16 protein-coding genes are annotated in these 16,096 nt (G+C 71.4%); 4 read left to right on the top strand and 12 right to left on the bottom strand.

The features are described from left to right. Positions 1-4: 4 nt before the first annotated feature. Positions 5-856, bottom strand: a complete 852-nt coding sequence (locus CRP56_RS22295; RefSeq protein WP_097266619.1) for a helix-turn-helix domain-containing protein — start codon at positions 854-856, stop codon at positions 5-7. Positions 857-1,116: 260 nt separating this feature from the next. Between CRP56_RS22295 and CRP56_RS22290 the strand changes: the two genes are divergently transcribed. Next, positions 1,117-1,659, top strand: a complete 543-nt coding sequence (locus tag CRP56_RS22290) for a hypothetical protein (protein WP_097266617.1) — start codon at positions 1,117-1,119, stop codon at positions 1,657-1,659. 139 nt (positions 1,660-1,798) lie between these two features. Further along, positions 1,799-4,990, top strand: a complete 3,192-nt coding sequence (locus CRP56_RS22285) for an FG-GAP-like repeat-containing protein (protein ID WP_257040881.1) — start codon at positions 1,799-1,801, stop codon at positions 4,988-4,990. A 33-nt stretch (positions 4,991-5,023) separates the two neighbouring features. On the opposite strand, the gene CRP56_RS22280 is transcribed toward CRP56_RS22285, so the two are convergent. Continuing rightward, positions 5,024-5,815, bottom strand: a complete 792-nt coding sequence (locus tag CRP56_RS22280; protein WP_097266613.1) for an inositol monophosphatase family protein — start codon at positions 5,813-5,815, stop codon at positions 5,024-5,026. A 1-nt stretch (position 5,816) separates the two neighbouring features. Beyond that, positions 5,817-6,488: a ScbR family autoregulator-binding transcription factor gene (locus CRP56_RS22275; RefSeq protein ID WP_097266611.1), complete on the bottom strand. Its 672-nt coding sequence runs from the start codon at positions 6,486-6,488 to the stop codon at positions 5,817-5,819. A gap of 165 nt (positions 6,489-6,653) precedes the next feature. Here CRP56_RS22275 and CRP56_RS22270 point away from each other — a divergent pair, with 165 nt between their 5' ends. Further along, on the top strand, positions 6,654-7,652 hold the full coding sequence (locus CRP56_RS22270) for a ScbA/BarX family gamma-butyrolactone biosynthesis protein (RefSeq protein ID WP_257040880.1): 999 nt from the start codon (positions 6,654-6,656) through the stop codon (positions 7,650-7,652). Here the strand turns inward: CRP56_RS22270 and CRP56_RS22265 are convergent. After that, a complete protein-coding gene (locus CRP56_RS22265; protein ID WP_097266606.1) occupies positions 7,622-8,167 on the bottom strand; it encodes a TetR/AcrR family transcriptional regulator in 546 nt (181 codons plus the stop codon). The genes CRP56_RS22270 and CRP56_RS22265 overlap by 31 nt on opposite strands. Before the next feature lie 92 nt (positions 8,168-8,259). On the opposite strand from CRP56_RS22265, the gene CRP56_RS22260 reads away from it, so the two are divergent. Further along, positions 8,260-9,381, top strand: a complete 1,122-nt coding sequence (locus CRP56_RS22260; protein WP_097266604.1) for an acyl-CoA dehydrogenase family protein — start codon at positions 8,260-8,262, stop codon at positions 9,379-9,381. On the opposite strand, the gene CRP56_RS22255 is transcribed toward CRP56_RS22260, so the two are convergent. The 8 genes from CRP56_RS22255 to CRP56_RS22220 form a co-directional block, all read right to left on the bottom strand. Continuing rightward, positions 9,321-9,791, bottom strand: a complete 471-nt coding sequence (locus tag CRP56_RS22255; protein WP_179851090.1) for a MerR family transcriptional regulator — start codon at positions 9,789-9,791, stop codon at positions 9,321-9,323. The genes CRP56_RS22260 and CRP56_RS22255 overlap by 61 nt on opposite strands. Positions 9,792-9,847: 56 nt before the next feature. Continuing rightward, positions 9,848-10,051, bottom strand: coding sequence for an acyl-CoA carboxylase subunit epsilon (locus CRP56_RS22250; protein ID WP_097266599.1), 204 nt, complete (start codon positions 10,049-10,051; stop codon positions 9,848-9,850). Further along, positions 10,048-11,640 carry an acyl-CoA carboxylase subunit beta gene (locus CRP56_RS22245; protein WP_097266597.1) on the bottom strand — a complete coding sequence of 531 codons (1,593 nt, stop codon included), beginning with the start codon at positions 11,638-11,640 and terminating at the stop codon, positions 10,048-10,050. The genes CRP56_RS22250 and CRP56_RS22245 overlap by 4 nt, the downstream gene beginning before the upstream one ends. Before the next feature lie 165 nt (positions 11,641-11,805). Next, a complete protein-coding gene (locus tag CRP56_RS22240) occupies positions 11,806-13,251 on the bottom strand; it encodes an MFS transporter (protein ID WP_097266594.1) in 1,446 nt (481 codons plus the stop codon). A gap of 52 nt (positions 13,252-13,303) precedes the next feature. Then, a complete protein-coding gene (locus CRP56_RS22235) occupies positions 13,304-13,534 on the bottom strand; it encodes a tautomerase family protein (RefSeq protein WP_059194211.1) in 231 nt (76 codons plus the stop codon). Between the two features lie 59 nt (positions 13,535-13,593). Continuing rightward, positions 13,594-14,382 (bottom strand): SDR family NAD(P)-dependent oxidoreductase, encoded by a 789-nt coding sequence (locus CRP56_RS22230; protein ID WP_097266592.1) that lies wholly within the window; start codon positions 14,380-14,382, stop codon positions 13,594-13,596. 212 nt (positions 14,383-14,594) lie between these two features. After that, positions 14,595-15,191 carry an SRPBCC family protein gene (locus tag CRP56_RS22225; protein ID WP_097266590.1) on the bottom strand — a complete coding sequence of 199 codons (597 nt, stop codon included), beginning with the start codon at positions 15,189-15,191 and terminating at the stop codon, positions 14,595-14,597. 144 nt (positions 15,192-15,335) lie between these two features. Then, the gene (locus CRP56_RS22220; RefSeq protein WP_097266587.1) at positions 15,336-15,776 is read right to left on the bottom strand and encodes an SRPBCC family protein; all 441 of its coding nucleotides are present in this window, start codon (positions 15,774-15,776) and stop codon (positions 15,336-15,338) included. Positions 15,777-16,096: the final 320 nt, after the last annotated feature.

The raw sequence follows: 16,096 nt of genomic DNA, 5'->3' as shown, positions 1-16,096 counted from the left end.
GGACTTACGCCACGGAGCGTTGGTCAGGTCCGGAGTGCTGCCCATAACGTTCCTCCAGTACGCGCTTGATCAGTTCCGCCGAATCCTCCACGGAGAGCGCGGCTGCCTGCAAGCTAGCGTAACGAAGCGTGGCCTCTCGAACCGTTTCCGGGCTGGCGGTCATATGGCCCGAGATCACGTCCTCGGTGTAGACGAGATCGGGCTCCTTGTCGAAACGCAGCAGGTTGAACGAGCCCACCAGGTTGGCGTGTTCGCCGATTCCGAACGGCAGCACCTGAATCCGCAGCCAACGCCGCTCGCCGAGGTCCAGCAGGTGGCGGAGCTGTTCGCGCATGACCTCCGCGCCGCCGATCTCGCGACGCAGCACCGCCTCATCGAGCACCACCAGAAGCAGCGGCGGCTGTTCGCGCTCGAGGATGCGCTGCCGTTCGATCCGGGCCGCGACCTGCTCATCGAGCTTTCCCGGGTTGCCGGTAGCAAGCACGGCGCGTGCATACGCCTCCGTCTGCAACAGCCCGTACACCACCTGACACTGGTACGTGGAGATATACGTGGCCTTCGCCTCCATGGCGGCGTACGGCTGGAACCAACTCGGCAACTGGCTCTGCAACACCAGCCCCACCAGCCCCGAGAAGAACCCCTCCGTCCCCAGCGCCGCATCCACCCGCTCACTGAACTCCCGCGTCGGCACCTTCTGCGCGCACTCGATCTGGCCCACCAGCGACCCCGTGCAGAAGATGATCGACCCCAACTCCCCCAAGGTCAGCCCCGCGCTGTCGCGGCGTCGCCGCAACTCGTAGCCGTAGTAGTCCAGCGGGGACGCGCTGGGATCAAGGTCTCGGCGGACGTGTGCCATGGGCGGTCACCCCTCGCATGCTCGACTCATAGCCGAGCGTAACCGCCCGGCGACGCTCTGGTGGCACGAATGTGAAACCTCACGGGCTTCTGGTGAAAGATCAGAGTCCCCGGCCAGTACGCCAACTCCCGCCGATCATCGCCCGGTTACGATCAAATCCGCTGCATGACGACGCGCGCAGGGCGGTCACGCCCGAGGTACTCCCCCACACCTCCTGTGCAGCGAGTAAGCCCCACATGCACCGAGAAAGGCCTCCCATCATGCGCAAGTTGAAGCGCGCCACGTCCGCCGCGGTTGTCGTCGCCGCACTCGCGGGCACCACGGCGATCACGGCCGCGACCCCGGCCGCCGCCGCCGACTACAAGTGCACCACCAGCACGAAGTCCATCGACGACCCCTCGTACTCCGGTCCGTGGGCCGACAACTGGGACTTCACCGTCAAGGTGTGCGCGAAGCGCTCCGGCTCCACCGTCTACAGCTACGCCAAGATCAGCTGGGACGGCCCCGTGTACGGCCAGGTCGACGACTCCACGATCTTCGACTCGGCCTACTTCAAGGTCCAGATCAAGAAGTCGCAGTCCGGCACGGACCCGGTGAAGAAGTCGTCGAACTTCTCCGGCATCGAGTCCCGGCTGGAGAACAGCGACTCCAACGGCAACTACAACGGCTCGTACACCACGGGCACGATCAGCTACAAGATCGGCTCCGCCAAGGGGCTGGGCGACGGCGAGCTGCACCTCGACTGGGACAGCGACGGCGGCGGCGACCAGAAGCACCTGTTCAGCGCCTCGCCGACGGTCTGACCCGACCGCCTGGCACCTTGCCATGCCCATGCTGTTAGTCTCCCCCCACCCGCGTGGGGGGAGCGGCCGGGGGGCCGGGGAAGCGATCAGTGGGTCGCCGTAAGTCCCGCCACGCTTCTTCTTGCCTTCCGGAGGAACCGTGGCCCGACCTGGCCGACACAGACCCTCTGCCCGTACGGCGGCCGTTCTGGCGACGGCGCTGACGCTGAGCCTCCCGCTCGCCGCGCTGCCGTCCCCGTCCGTCGCCGCCACGGCCGGGGAGATCGTCGTACCGGCAGCCGCGCGGGCCGTGCCCAGGGCCACGCAGATCCTCAACGCGGGGACCAGCGGGTTCCTCTGGACGCAGGAGGGCGACGACCGGTTCCTGTGGACGGACTACGCCTCCGGCGCCACCACGGCACTGGAGCAACGGCTGGACGTGCCGGTCCAGTACGACATCGACAACGGCTCCTACCAGTCGTCCCCGTCGTTCGGGACCGGCTACTACGGGCGCGGTTCCGACACCGTGGCCCTCTACTCCGACGAGGACGACCAGGTCACCCTCCTCAAGGGCGGCGGCTCGACGGTCGTACCGGTGTCGGAGTACGACGATTACCTGGGCACCTTCGGAGACACGGTCGTCACCGCGAGCAAGAGCACCGGTGCGTTGCGGTTGCGGCGCGTCCAGGACGGTGGCGCGGTCGCCGAGACTCCGGTGACCGGCCTGCCGGAGGGACAGCGGTCCTTCACGGTCGAGGACGGCGACGCGCGGTCCGTCATCCTCCGCTACGAGACGGACGGCGACGAAGGGGCCCAGCAGCACTGGGGCATCGTCGACCTCACCACGGGCGTGTTCAGCGCGCTGCCCGACCGGGTGAACGACACGGACCACTGGGAAGTGACCGGCTTCCGGCTGTCGAAGGGCTCGGTGCTGCGGCTCCGGCCCGGGCGCGGCAAGGCCGACCTCTACGACCGTGACGACCTGTCGGCCGCGCCACGGACCTTCGACACATCGTCCATGACCTACGAGGCGTCGTACGGCGTCGTCGGCGACAAGCTGCTCGGCCTGGAACCGATCGCCCCCGGCGACAACAAGTACCGGGGCCAGCCGCTGTTCGCCTTCAGCACCGACGGCACGGACACCGCAATGGCCAAGGTCATGGACCCGGCCGCCAACGGCGTGGTCCAGGCGCCGGACGGCTCCCTCCTCGTGGCGGGCGCCGCGCAGTACGTCGAGCGCGGTGACCTCGACTGGGGCATCTACCGCATCGCGCAGGGCGCCGACGGCGCTCTCACCCGCACCCGCGTGGCCTCCGTCGACCCGATGCCCGCGCAGATCCACGGCCTCTCCCTCGGCAGCGGCGTCCTCACCACGGCCGACAACAGCACGCTCTACGAGCCGGGCACGATCATCGGCGCCTACCGCAGCACCTGGCTCACCGGCAGCGGGATCGCCAAGTCCACGGTGGACGGCCTGGTCAGCGGCTGGGACGGCGACTGCTCCCCGTACCAGCCCCGCTGTATCCAGATGTTCGCCGACGGCACCGGCTTCCACGGCCGCAGGGACTCCACCGAGTCCGGTCTGACCATGCTGCGCGCCAACGGCGCCACCGACTGGGGCCCGAGTGTCGACACCGGCGACAGCACCCCGCAGTTGAAGGACCTCTCCGGGCGCTACGGCGTCGTCGACGGTGCCTCCTCGGGCAAGCAGTACGTCGTCGACTTCACCGGCGCGGGCAAGGTGCTCCAGAAGCGCGACCGGGTCGCCGCGGCCGTGTGGGGTGACACCCTGTGGAGCGGTGCGGCGAGCGGCGGCAAGGTGACGGCGACGACACTGCCCGCCGGCACCGCCGGGGAGTCCTTCACCACCCGCAACGGCTGCACCCCGTCCGACCTCCAGGCCGTGGGCCGCTTCGTGTACTGGGTGTGCGAGGACTACTGGGGTGACGTCCAGGGCTCGGGCGTCTACGACCGTACGACCAAGAAGACGGCCACCGCCCCGGAGAGCCGGGTCCTGCTCGGCGACGGCTACCTCGTCGAGGCGCTCGCCGGCATCGAGTCGGACAGCGGTCTGACCCTCTTCGACCTCCACAACGGCCTTCCGGCGAGCGGGAACTACACCGATCTGCCGCACCACAAGCTCGCCGCCTGGACCGACCTCGGCCGGGACAACGTCGGGGCGCGCACGAGCTGGACCGTGGACCGCTTCGGCGGCGGCGTCGCCTACGCTGACCGGGAGCAGCGCGTCCACATCGTCCCGACCGGCGTCCCCGCCTCCGCCCTCACCGCGATCGACGCGACCGTCACCCCCAAGCCGGCCGGCTGGTCCGGAACCTGGTGGCTGTCCAAGCCCGCCGCTTCCTGGAAGGTCACGATCCGCTCGGCGTCCGGCGCCGGCGTCCGCACCCTGACCGGAGCGGCGGCCCGCGGCCTCCTGACGGCCGCCTGGGACGGCAAGGACGCCACCGGCCGCCTCGTCCCGAACGGCACCTACACCTGGACCCTCACCGCCGCCCCCGCCGACGGCACCGGCGCGGCCCTCACCCGCTCCGGGACGACCAAGGTGACGGACGGCTCGGCGGCGCCGCGCGACCACGCCGGCAACGACGGCATCGGCGACCTGCTCACCCTCAGCTCCTCCGGCGCGCTCACCGTCCAACGGGGCACCGGCACGGGCACCTTCTCCGGCAAGGTCACCGGCAGCGGCTGGCCGACGAGCGCCAAGTTCGTGTCCTACGGCGACCTGAACGGCGACCGCTGCAACGACGTGCTGGTGCGGCTGAGCTCCGGCGCCCTGCGGCGGTACACGCCGGGCTGCGGCAAGGCGGTGACCCCGTCGACGCCGTACACCTCCCTCGCCACCAGCGGCTGGACCCAGTACGACGTCCTGACGTCACCCGGTGACGTGACCAAGGACGGCCGCCCGGACCTGCTCGCCCGCAACGCCTCCACCGGCGCCGTCTACCTCTACAAGGGGACCAGCACGGGCAAGCTGTCGGCGCGGGTGAAGCTCTACGCCAACTGGAAGACGTACAAGAAGGTCGTCGGCACCGGTGACCTCAACGGCGACGGCATCGGGGATCTGCTCGTCCAGGACAAGTCCAACACCCTCTACCGGTACGACGGCAAGGGCGACGGCACCTTCAAGGCGCCGGTGAAGCTCTTCACCAATTGGGGCGGCTCGTACGACGTGATCGTCGGCGTCGGGGACATCACCGGTGACGGCAAGGCGGACCTCGTGTCCAGGGACACCGGCGGCACCCTGTGGCGCAACAACGGCACCGGCACGGGCTCGTTCGGCGGACGCACGAAGGTCGCCACCGGGTGGGGCGGCTACAAGTCGGTGAGCTGAGGCGGTAGTTGGTGGTCCGGCGGTAGGCGCCCGCTACCGGCGCGCGGTCACGTGCGTGCGCCACAGCTCCAGCGCCTCCGCCGCCACCCCCGGCGCCGCCAGCAGCAACGGCTCGCCGTAGGAAGGGAGTTCGGGTACCGCTACCGCGCCCGCCTCCCGGGCGATCAGGAGGGCCGGGAGGCCGTCGACGTGGTGGAAGGAGCCGATCGCCGCCGCCGTGGCCCGGCCCGCCGCGACCTGGGCCAGGGACAACGCCGTCGAACCCATCACGCGGGCCGTGCAGTGGCGGTCGGCGAGGTCGCACAGGAGGGCGTCCAGTCCGGGCCAGTGGGCGTGGGCCGCCCACTCGGTGAGGAAGACATGGCCGGTGAGGGTGGTGTGGGGCGCCGCGTGGACCGGGGTGCCGTTGAGGCGGGCGCCGCCGCCCCTGACCGCCGTGAACGTCTCGCGGCGCCAGGGGTCCGCGACCACGCCGAGCAGCGGGGTGCCGTCGGGGGCGGCGAGGCCCAGGGAGAAGGAGCACCAGCCGATGCCGTGCGCGTAGTTGGTGGTGCCGTCCACCGGGTCGACGACCCAGTGCGGGGCGTCGGGGGCGCCCGCCGTGACGCCGTACTCCTCGCCGACGATCCCGTGGCCGGGGAAGGCCGCCGCGAGTGTCTCGCGGACGTGGCGCTCCACGGCCTCGTCGGTGTCGGTGACGATGTCGGCGGGGCCGTCCTTCTCCCGGACCGTGTCGGGGCGCGGGCGGCGGATCAACTCCGCCGCGTCCTCGGCCAGTTGCGTCGCGACCGTCAGGGCGCGGTCCAGGTCCACGCGGGTCGTCATCTCACCCTGCGTTCTGCGTCGCCATCGGCACCACCGCGGTCAGGATCTCCCGCACCCGGTCGGCGATGTCCGCGCGGTCGTTGAGGACCCAGGAGATGTGCTGGGCGCCGAAGAAGGCGGAGACGAGGACGCGGGCGGTGGCCTCGGGCGAGGTGCCCGCGGGGAGCTGGCCCGCCTCCTGGGCCTGGCGCAGCCAGACGGTGAGGGACTCGGTGTAGCCGAGGTAGGGCATGGGCATCTCGGCGCCGATCAGGGACCGTTCGATCTGGAGGCGGGCGCCGGCCTGGACCATCGTCTCGTCGCGGAACGCCCGCGCGGTGCGCTCCAGCAGCTCGGTCACCGCCCGCAGCGGGGAGAGGTCGGCTTCCTCGACCTCCTGCCCGATGACGCCGATCCGGTGGTAGAACTCCTCGGCGCAGGCCTGCGCGAGGGCCTCCTTGTTGGCGTAGTGGAAGTAGACCGCGCCCTTGGTCACTCCGGCGAGTGCGGCCACGTCCTGCACCGTCACCGCGGGGAACCCCTGGGTGGCGAAGGCCTCCGCCGCCGCGTCGAGGACCTGGGCGCGGGTGCGCACGGCCCGCTCCTGCTTCAGGCCCGTGTCCCGGTGACGGGGGGCGGTGTCCCGGGCGGGCCGGGACCTGGCTGCGCTGCGTTCCAGGGCCATGCTGTCCATCCTCTGGCGTTCCTTGAAATATACCTTCGGGAATGTATTGTAAGTCTCGGCCCGACCGGCGGAAGTCCTGTGCCGGTGTTGTGCCGGTGTTGCTGTCTGCGTGAATCGTCACTGGGGGTACAGACCATGCATCAGCCTGTCGTCATACCTGTTCACAAGCCGGAAGTGCACGCTCCACAGCTCAGCTACCTCCAGCCGGTCCCGCGCCACATGGTGCACCGCGCCGCCATCGCCGAGGTCTTCCTCACCGACGCCGTCCGCACCGACGAGCACTCCTTCCTGGTCGCCGCCCAGTGGCCGCGCGACCACGCCCTCTACTCGCCGGGCAGCGACGGCACCAGCGACCCGCTGCTGTTCATGGAGACCATCCGCCAGGCCCTGGTCTACCTCGCGCACGCCTACTACGACGTGCCGCTGACCCACCGCTTCATCGGCTTCGGCTCGGAGTTCGAGATCACCGACCCGGCCGCCCTGCGCATCGGCGGCGAACCGGTCCCGGTGGTCCTGGAGGCCGAGTGGGCGTGGGTCGGCAACCGCCCGCCGCACCGCTTCGGCATGCGCCTCGACGTCGTCCTCACCGTGGGCGGCCGGGCCTGCGGGCGCGGCGCGCTGCACGTCGTCGCCGTCGACGACAAGCGGTACGCCATGCTGCGCGGCCGGGGCGCCAAGCCGCGCGGCGTCCCCGTCACCGGCCCGGCCCCGCGCGCGCTGGAGCGGGTGCAGGCGGCCGCGGTGGGCCGGCTGCGCGCCAAGGACAGCGTGCTGGTGCGCGAACGCACCGACACGCCCTGGCAGTTGCTCATCGACGTCGAACACCCGATCTTCTTCGACCACCCCAGCGACCACGTCCCGCTGATGGTCACCCTGGAGGGCTTCCGCCAGCTCGGCCACCTCCTGCTGCACCCCGGCGACATGGCCCGCGGCGCCGGGCACGGCCTGCTCGGCATGGAGGTCGACTGCCAGGCCTTCGGCGAACTGGACGCCCCCATCGACCTGGTGGTGCGCGAGCGGCAGCCCGACAGCGGCTCCGGCACCACCCGGATGACCCTGGACGCCGTGCAGAACGGCACCTCGGTGGCCACCTGCCGCACCCTGTGGGGCACCCAGGCGGCGGACGGCACCGCTCACCCGGCTCACCGGGCGCCCGTTTCCTCTACGGCCTGACGCCCGTCCACCGCGTCCCACAGCCCCCGCACCCGCTCGGCCAGTCCGCGCCGCTCCGGATCGGGGGCGGTGTAGTACGCGCCCACCAGGATCACCACGGCCAGATCGGCCAGCGACTCCGCGGACAACGCCCTCAAGTCGGCCGGGAGCCGCGGGGGTTCGGGCGCCGACTGGGCGTCGTCCATCACCAGACGCAGCGCCGCGTTGAACCGTACGTCCGACTCCACACACTCCGCGAGGGCGCAGCACAGGGCCCGCAACCGCTCGGCCGCCGGGAGGTCCGCGTCCTTGTGCCGGGCGAGGAGTTCGTCGACGACCTGGTCGAGATGGTCGGTGAGCGCCCGCGCCAGCTGCTCCTTGGAGGAGAAGTGGGCGTACAGGGCCCCCTTGGTCAGCCCGGTGCGGGCCGCCACGTGCTGGAGGTTGGCGCGCGGATAGCCGTGCCGGACGAACTCGGCCGCGGCGGCGTCGAGGACCAGTTCATGGGTGCGCAGCGAGCGCGCCTGTTTCGCCATCACGGTCCCCTTCGGCCGACTGCCTCGAACAATACCTTCTTGAACGCACTTTTTTTACCTGATCCTGACAGATGACGACGAGGAGCGGTCCCATGCCCCCCACCTCCGCGCCGGCCACCGCCGCCGAACACGCCCAAGCCGCCGACCGCGAGGGCCGGTTGGTCCCCGAGGTCGTCGCCGCGCTGACCGCCTCCGGCCTGGCCCGGCACTTCGTGCCCCGCCGCTGGGGCGGTACGGAAGGGACGTTCACCGCGCTGCTGCACGAGGTCGCCGACGTCGGCGAGGCCTGTACGTCGGCCGCCTGGGTCGGCATGCTGTGGGCCGCGCACGGCCGGTTCGCCGCGCTGCTGCCCGAGGAGGGGCAGCGCAGACTGTGGAGCGCCGATCCCGACGTACGGATATCGGCGGCGCTGATGCCACCGGCCGGGCGCGCCGAACCGGCGCCTGGCGGCTGGCGGTTGACCGGCACCTGGGGTTGCGTCAGCGGCGTCGACAGCGCGGAGTGGGTGCTGGTCGCCGCACCCGTCGCGGACGACGGGGAGACGCGGGTGTTCGCGGTGCCGGGCGCCGCCGTCGACGTATTCGACACCTGGGACGCCACCGGACTGCGCGGCACCGGCAGCCACACCGCGGTCGTACGGGACGCCTTTGTCCCGCACGAACTCAGTTTCCCCATGGCGGAGTTGATGCGTGGCGCCACCGCCCCGGACCTCCCCCGCTGTCACACCGCGCCCGCCCAGCTGGCCGGTGGGCTGATGTTCTGCGCGCCCGCGCTGGGCGCGGCCCGCCGGGCGCTGGCGGTGTGGTCGCAGTGGGCGGCGTCGAAGGCGCCCGGCAGCGGGCGTCCGCAGCACGACAGTGCGGCGGTGCGCGAGACGCTCGCCGTGGCCTCGGCCCACATCGACGCGGCCGGCCTGCTCCTGGAACGGGCCGCGCAGCGCGCCGACACCGAGCCGGTCACCCCGGCGCTCGTCACCGGCAACCAGCGGGACGCGGCCGTGGCCGCCGGCCTCCTCGCCGACGCCGTGGACCGCCTCTTCCGCACCGGCGGCGCCCACATCCGCGACGCCTCCGGCGCACTCACCCGCCTGTGGCGGGACGTCCACACGGTCGCCTCGCACGGTGTGCTGCGCCTGGAACCGGTCGCCGCCGCCTACGCCTCCACCGCACTGGCCGCGGCGGACCGGGCGAGCACGGCCTCCCGCTCCGCGTAGAACCCGATCTTCCAGTCCAGGTAGCGGAGCGTGGCGACGAACTCGGCGGCGCGCGGCCGCAGCAACTCCCGGTGCGCTTCGAGCAGTTCACGGCGGGCGGCGATGGTCGAGTCGCCCGCCCGGTACAGCTCGACGTAGTGGTTCATGTCGGCCGGGGACATCCCGGTGCTGCGCAGGTGGTTGAGGAACTCCAGCCAGCGCAGATGGATCGGGCTGTAGGCGCGCACCCCGTACGGGTCCTCCTCGGCGCCCTCGATCAGCCCCTGCCGCTCGTACCAGCCGAGGGTGTCGGCGTCGAGGCCGCTGATGCGAACGACCTCCTCCAGGGAGTAGGTCTCGGCGTGGGTGGTGACGTACGCGGTGGGCCGCTTGCGGTCGTAGCCCGCGTACTCGGTCGTGGTGTCGCTCACGGACATGGTGATCCTTCGGTCGGGAGGGTCGGGAGAGTCGTGAGGCTCGGGTGGCCTCAGTGGCGCCAGGACGCGGCGGCGCGGTGCGCGGTCAGGGCGGGCCGGTGCCAGGTGGGTGCGGCGGTCCGGGCGGGCGCGGGCTCCTCCGCGGCAGGCGCCCGCCGGGCCAGCTCCAGCAGTACGGCGGTGGCGGCGGCGAGTTCCTCGGGCGACGGGTCGCCGCGCTCCACCCTGAGCAGGGGCCCCTCGGTGTCGCTCATACCGGCTGGTTCCCGTGCTTGCGGGAGGGCAGGTCGGCGTGCTTGGCCCGGAGCATCGCGAGCGACCGGACGAGGACGGCCCGGGTGTCCCGAGGATCGATGACGTCGTCGACCAACCCGCGCTCGGCGGCGTAATAGGGGTGCATGAGCTCGGACTTGTACTCCTTGATCCGACGCTCGCGGACCGCCTCCGGATCGTCCGCGGCGGCGATCTCCCGCCGGAAGACGACGTTCGCGGCCCCCTCGGCCCCCATCACGGCGATCTCGTTGGTGGGCCAGGCGAGCGCGAGGTCGGCGCCGATGGAGCGCGAGTCCATGACGATGTAGGCGCCGCCGTAGGCCTTGCGCAGCACCAGCGAGATACGCGGCACGGTGGCGTTGCAGTACGCGTACAGCAGCTTGGCCCCGTGCCGGATGATCCCGGCGTGCTCCTGGCCGACGCCCGGCAGGAACCCGGGCACGTCCACGAGCGTGACCAGCGGGATGTTGAAGGCGTCGCAGAACTGCACGAACCGCGCGCCCTTTTCGGACGCCGCGATGTCCAACACCCCTGCCGTGGCGGCGGGTTGGTTCGCGACGACGCCGACGACATGCCCGTCGAGCCGGGCCAGCGCGCACACCAGGTTGGTCGCCCAGGTCGGCTGCACCTCGAAGAAGTCGCCGTCGTCGACGATCTCCTCGATGACGCGATGGATGTCGTACGCCTGGTTCGGCTCGGCCGGCACCAGGTCGAGCAGGGCCTCGCAGCGCCGCTCGGGGTCGTCCGACGGCGGTTCGTAGGGCGGCAGTTCGCGATTGTTGTTCGGCAGCAGGGACAGCAGATGCCGTACGTCCTCCAGGCAGCTCGCCTCGTCGTCGTACGCTGCGGCGGCGACGCCCGAGACATCGGCGTGCACGTCGGCACCGCCCAGCCCGTCCTGGCTGACCTGCTCGCCGGTGACGGTCCGGACGACGTCGGGGCCGGTGATGAACATCTGGGAGATGCCGCGCACCATGAAGACGAAGTCGGTGAGCGCGGGCGAGTAGGCGGCGCCGCCGGCGCAGGGCCCGAGCATCACGCTGATCTGCGGGAGGACGCCGGAGGCGGCGACGTTGCGGGTGAAGATCCCGCCGTATCCCGCGAGGGCGGAGACCCCCTCCTGAATCCGCGCCCCCGCCCCGTCATTGAGGCTGACCAGCGGGGCCCCGGCGGCCAGTGCGAGGTCCATCACCTTGTGGATCTTCGTGGCGTGGGCCTCTCCGAGGGCGCCGCCGAAGATGCGGAAGTCATGGGCGTAGACGAAGACGGTCCGGCCGTGCACGGTGCCCCAGCCGGTGACGACACCGTCGGTGTAGGGGCGGCGGGCCTCCAGGCCGAACCCGGTGGCGCGGTGCCGGCGCAACGCCTCGATCTCGGTGAACGACCCCGGGTCCAGGAGGAGTTCGATGCGCTCCCGGGCGGTGAGCTTGCCGCGCGCGTGCTGCTGGTCGGTGGCGCCGGGGGCGGGGCCCTCGTGCGCGAGGTCGCGGATGAGGTGCAGTTCGGCGAGGCGGGTGCGGGTGGTGTCCGGTGGGGGTTGGGGAAGGGTGCGTTCTTCCATCACGGTCATGAGTCCATCCTGCCCTCTTTAAATTCCTTCGTGAAGGTATTTTAACGGCTGTTTGCGAAACTGGTCCTTGTCCGGTGCGGCGAAAACGCCGGTTCCCCGCACCCACCCGAGGGGCGCGGGGAACTGCGCGACCAGCCACGACGAACCCGCGGCCGAAGAACCGGCCTACTCACCGCCCTTCTTGGTGACCCGAGGCAGCAGCACCGCCGTACCCACGGCCGTGACCAGCAGCATCACCACGCACGCCACGAAGCTCGTGTCGAAGCCCCGCTGGAAGTGCCCCGTGTCCGCGATCAGCGCGCCGAACGCCGCCACCGCGATGCAACTGCCCACCTGCCGGAAGGTGTTGAGCACCGCGGCCGCCGTACCGGCCCGCTCGCCGTCCACGTTCTCCAGGATCGCCGCCGTCAGCGACGGCACCGCGAACCCGCCGCCCAGGCCGATCGGGACCAGCAGCAGCACCGGGATCCAGTACGAGGTGGAGGAGGTGACCGTCAGCATCAGCAGCGAGCCCGCCGTCATCACCAGCTGCCCGATCGTCATCGGCACCCACGCGCCCTTGCGGGCCGCGAGCTTCACGCCCGCCATGTTGACGATGGAGATCAGCGCGCACATCGGGATGAACATCGCGCCGGTGCTGACCGGGGAGGCGCCGCGCACCTGCTGGAAGTACATGCCGAGCAGGAAGATGGCGCCGTAGAAGACCGCGTTGATGGTGAAGCCGGCCGCGAGGCAGACGAGGACCGTGCGGTTCTTGAAGATGCTCAGCGGCACCATCGGCTGCTCGCGCCGGGACTGCGTCACCACGAACACCGCGATCGCGACCGCGGCGAGCGCCAGCGTGCCCAGCACGTCCACGCTCGTCCAGCCCGCGCGGCCGCCCTCGATCACGGCGTACGTCAGACCGGCCAGGGACGCGACCACCGACAGCTGGCCGACGAGGTCGACCGGCGCCGACCGGCGCGGCGAGGGGGTGATGCGGGTCAGCAGGGCGAGACCGAGGGCGCCGACCGGGAGGTTGAGGTAGAACACCGCACGCCAGCTCAGGCCGCTGGTGAGCATGCCGCCGATGACCGGCCCGACCGCCACGGCCACGGAACCGGCGGCCGTCCAGATCGCGATGGCCCGCGCCCGCTTGCCGGGGTCGGTGTAGGTCTGCCGGATCAGCGCGAGCGAGGCCGGGACCATGAGGGCCGCCGCGCCGCCCTGCACCATGCGGGCGCCGATCAGCGTCCCGAGGTTGGGGGCGATTCCACAGGCCAGGGAGGCGACGGTGAAGGAGGCGAGGCCCCAGGCGTAGGCGCGGCTGGCGCCGATCCGGTCCGAGAAGGTACCGGCCGACAGCATGAACGCGGCGAACATCAGGGTGTAGCCGTCGACGATCCACTGGAGGTCGGCCATCGTGCCGCCCAGCGAGTGGGAGATGGCCGGAAGGGCCACGTTGACGACCGAGCCGTCGAGGGAGATGACGAAGAAGGCGAGCAGGGCGGCGGCGAGGACGGTGGTGGGGGACGTGGACCGTGCGGTGGACGGTCCACCGGACGGGTCGGTTGCCGGTCCGTCCGGGGTCCGGGTCCGGTCGGTCCGCGCGGGCCGGGTCAGGATGGCCATGGGAACTCTCCTTGGAGGAAGGGGTGGGGGGAGGCGAGGGTCGGGGAGCCGGTCAGGCGTCCACCGGCGCGGCGCGGCGGCGGCTGAGTTCGGCGAACTCCGGGTTCGTGCCGAGCACTCCGCCCTCGCCCCAGCGGTTCTGCGGGATCTCCTGGATGTAGACGGTGATCTTGTCGAGGGGCGCCCCGATGACGCGGTGCACGGTGGCGGTGAGCTCCTCGATGAGCTCCTGGCACTTCTCGTCGGTCTGGTTGGGCCAGGTGGTCATGGAGAGGATGGGCATGGCGAAGCTCCTTGTGGCGTACGGGGGTTGAGGGTCGAGCGAGATGAGGGGGCGGCGGACTACAGGCCGGCCGAGGCTCCGCCGTCGAGGGTGAGGGCGGCGCCCGTGATGTGGCGGGCGGCGGGCGAGAGGAGGAAGGCCGCCACGCGGGCCACGTCCACCGGGTCGGCCAGCCGGCCGAGCGGGGTCTGGGCGGCGACCTGGGCGGTGACCTCCACCGCGGTGGCACCGGTGCGGTCACCGATCGCCTTGGCGATCTCGTCCCAGAGGGGCGTACGGACGGCACCGGGGTCGAGGACGTTGACCCGGACTCCCGCGCGCCCGAGATCCTTGGAGACGGCCTTGGCGAAGGCGGCGAGGGCGGCGTTGACCGCGCTGTTCACCGGGAAGAGCGGGTCGGGGTCCTTGCGGAAGACGCCGCTGACCAGCACGACCGAGCCACCATCACCCTCGGCCAGCGGTCCGGCGAGCGCCCGGGTGAGCCGTACGGCGCCCATCAGCTTGCCGTTGAACGTGGCCTGCCACATCGCGTCGTCGGCTTCGGCGAGCGGGGCGAGCGGGCCGTCGCCGGCGGTGTGCACCAGGCCGTCCACCCGGCCGAGCTCGGCGACCAGGGCGGTGACGCAGGCGTCGACCGAGGCGGCGGAGTTGATGTCGGTCTCGTAGGTCACGAGCCGGCCCGCGCCGCCCGTGCGGGCGTCGATCTCCTGCCGGGTCCGCTCCAGGCGGCCCGTGTCCCGGCCGAGCAGGACGACGGTGGCGTCCGAGCGGGCGAGCTCCTCGACGACGGCCGAGCCCATGCCGCCGGTGGCGCCGGTGACGACGATGACGGGCGTACTGCTGTTCACGGGGACCTCAGTTTCCGGGGCCGCACCCCTGATTGACGTTGCGTCAGATCACACCGGCGACCCCCGAGCGAAGCGGGTCCGGCCTGGTGATGAAGAAGGTAGCCCGGTTCGGGAACGCGCGCAACCATCTAGTTGGTTTTCAAGAACCAACTAGATGGTTAACCCTTCTTCCGTCCACCTCTGACCGGCAGAGGGGCGGAGGCGCGGGAGGGCTACTTGCCAACCTGGCTCTCTGCTTGGTGCTTGAGGTTGTTGACCCAGTTGCGGAGGGAGTTGTCCAGGGCGGTCTGCAGGGTGGCCTGGTTGGCGGTGACGGGGTCGCCGGTCCAGGATTCCTCGGTGTGGACGAGGACGCCGTCGGCGGTCGGGGTGAAGGTCCATACGTGGATGGCGGTGATGCCCTGGGCGGGGCCGCCCCAGACCAGGCGCTTGCCGTGGTCGACCTGCTTGACGGTGGACGTGATGTTCAGTCCCTCGGTGCTCCAGCGGAAGACGGAGCCGGGGCGCAGGCGTCCGGGGGTGTCCTTGACGACGACGTCGACGTCGGGCTGCCAGGTGGGCCAGTTCTCGACGTCGGTCTGGATCTTCCAGATGGTGTGCAGGGGGGCGTGGATGAGGATGTTGTCGCGGGTGATGACCGGGGCGCCGGCGTCGATCTGCACGTCGTCGGCGTGAGCGGCGGCGCCGGCCGCGATGGTGGTGGCGGTGGTGGCGGGCTTGTCGTCGTTGAGGGCGTGGGCGGTGCCGGTGGCGAGGAGGACAGCGCCGGCGGTGGCGGCGGCGAACTTCGTCGCGGTGAGGATGCGCATGGTCGGGGACCTTTCATCAGGTGTGGTGGTGGTTGTCTGCACTTGTGGTGGTGGTTGTCTGCCGGGCAGCGGACCGGGCCGGGCAGGGGTGCGTGTGGTTACGGGGCGCCGAAGGCGGAAGGTGGCGGGTTGAGGCCGTGGGGGTCAGTCGGCCTGCTCGGCGCGGATCTTCAGGCAGGCGAGCCAGGCGGTCAGAGACTGTTCCAGGGCCTGACCGAGCTGCTGGGGGGCGGCGTCGACGGGGGCGCCGCTCCATGACTCCTCGGTGCGGACGGTGACCTGGCTGCCGGTCTGCTCGAAGGTCCACACATGGACGCCGTCGATGCCGCCTGCCGGGCCGCCCCAAACCAGGCGCCGGCCGGGGACGACCTCACGGATCGTGGAGGTGATGTCCATGCCGTGGGTCTTCCAGTGGAAGGAGTTTCCGGGCAGCAGTGGGCCGGCGAGCCGGGCCTGGTCGACGTCGGTGTTCCAGTCGGCCCAGGCGTCGATGCCGGTGTGCAGAGACCAGACGCGCTCCAGCGGGGCGTCGATCACGGCGGTCAGGCGGACGATGACGGGGGCGGTGGCGTCGATGGTGAACACGGCGGTGGCTGCCTCTCGGTTGGCGTGGCGTCAGGTGCGGTGGGGCGAAGGGGTTGGGGTGGTCAGTGGTCGGGTTGCGCGACGGTCGACCGGCCGGTGTCACTGCGGGGGTGCCGGTAGGGCTGGGGTGTCAGTCGGCGCAGGTGGTACCCGGTGTCGACGGGGCGCGGGTGGTCAGGTGGCGATGAGTGGCGTCGCGCGCGCACGTCCCAAGAGGGCAGGAACACGCTGTAGTCGTCCCCTTCGGGGCTGAGGGACAGCGCGGTGGGCGTGTGAACGCTGCGACCACCGGGGGACGGATGCGTGCCGGCTTCCGGGTG

The sequence above is a fragment of the Streptomyces sp. TLI_55 genome (genome assembly GCF_900206255.1).
Taxonomy (GTDB): Bacteria; Actinomycetota; Actinomycetes; order Streptomycetales; family Streptomycetaceae; genus Streptomyces; species Streptomyces aquilus.
The sequence above is the reverse complement of the archived record's forward strand: the minus strand, read 5'-3'. Positions and strand labels throughout refer to the sequence as shown.

Coding starts and splice junctions, on each gene's coding strand:
- CRP56_RS22260 (WP_097266604.1), top strand. CDS start 8,260: ATGCCCCCCACCTCCGCGCCGGCCACCGCCGCCGAACACGCCCAAGCC.
- CRP56_RS22295 (WP_097266619.1), bottom strand. CDS start 856: ATGGCACACGTCCGCCGAGACCTTGATCCCAGCGCGTCCCCGCTGGAC.
- CRP56_RS22280 (WP_097266613.1), bottom strand. CDS start 5,815: ATGACGACCCGCGTGGACCTGGACCGCGCCCTGACGGTCGCGACGCAA.
- CRP56_RS22245 (WP_097266597.1), bottom strand. CDS start 11,640: ATGACCGTGATGGAAGAACGCACCCTTCCCCAACCCCCACCGGACACC.
- CRP56_RS22265 (WP_097266606.1), bottom strand. CDS start 8,167: ATGGCGAAACAGGCGCGCTCGCTGCGCACCCATGAACTGGTCCTCGAC.
- CRP56_RS22275 (WP_097266611.1), bottom strand. CDS start 6,488: ATGGACAGCATGGCCCTGGAACGCAGCGCAGCCAGGTCCCGGCCCGCC.
- CRP56_RS22240 (WP_097266594.1), bottom strand. CDS start 13,251: ATGGCCATCCTGACCCGGCCCGCGCGGACCGACCGGACCCGGACCCCG.
- CRP56_RS22290 (WP_097266617.1), top strand. CDS start 1,117: ATGCGCAAGTTGAAGCGCGCCACGTCCGCCGCGGTTGTCGTCGCCGCA.
- CRP56_RS22250 (WP_097266599.1), bottom strand. CDS start 10,051: ATGAGCGACACCGAGGGGCCCCTGCTCAGGGTGGAGCGCGGCGACCCG.
- CRP56_RS22225 (WP_097266590.1), bottom strand. CDS start 15,191: ATGCGCATCCTCACCGCGACGAAGTTCGCCGCCGCCACCGCCGGCGCT.
- CRP56_RS22235 (WP_059194211.1), bottom strand. CDS start 13,534: ATGCCCATCCTCTCCATGACCACCTGGCCCAACCAGACCGACGAGAAG.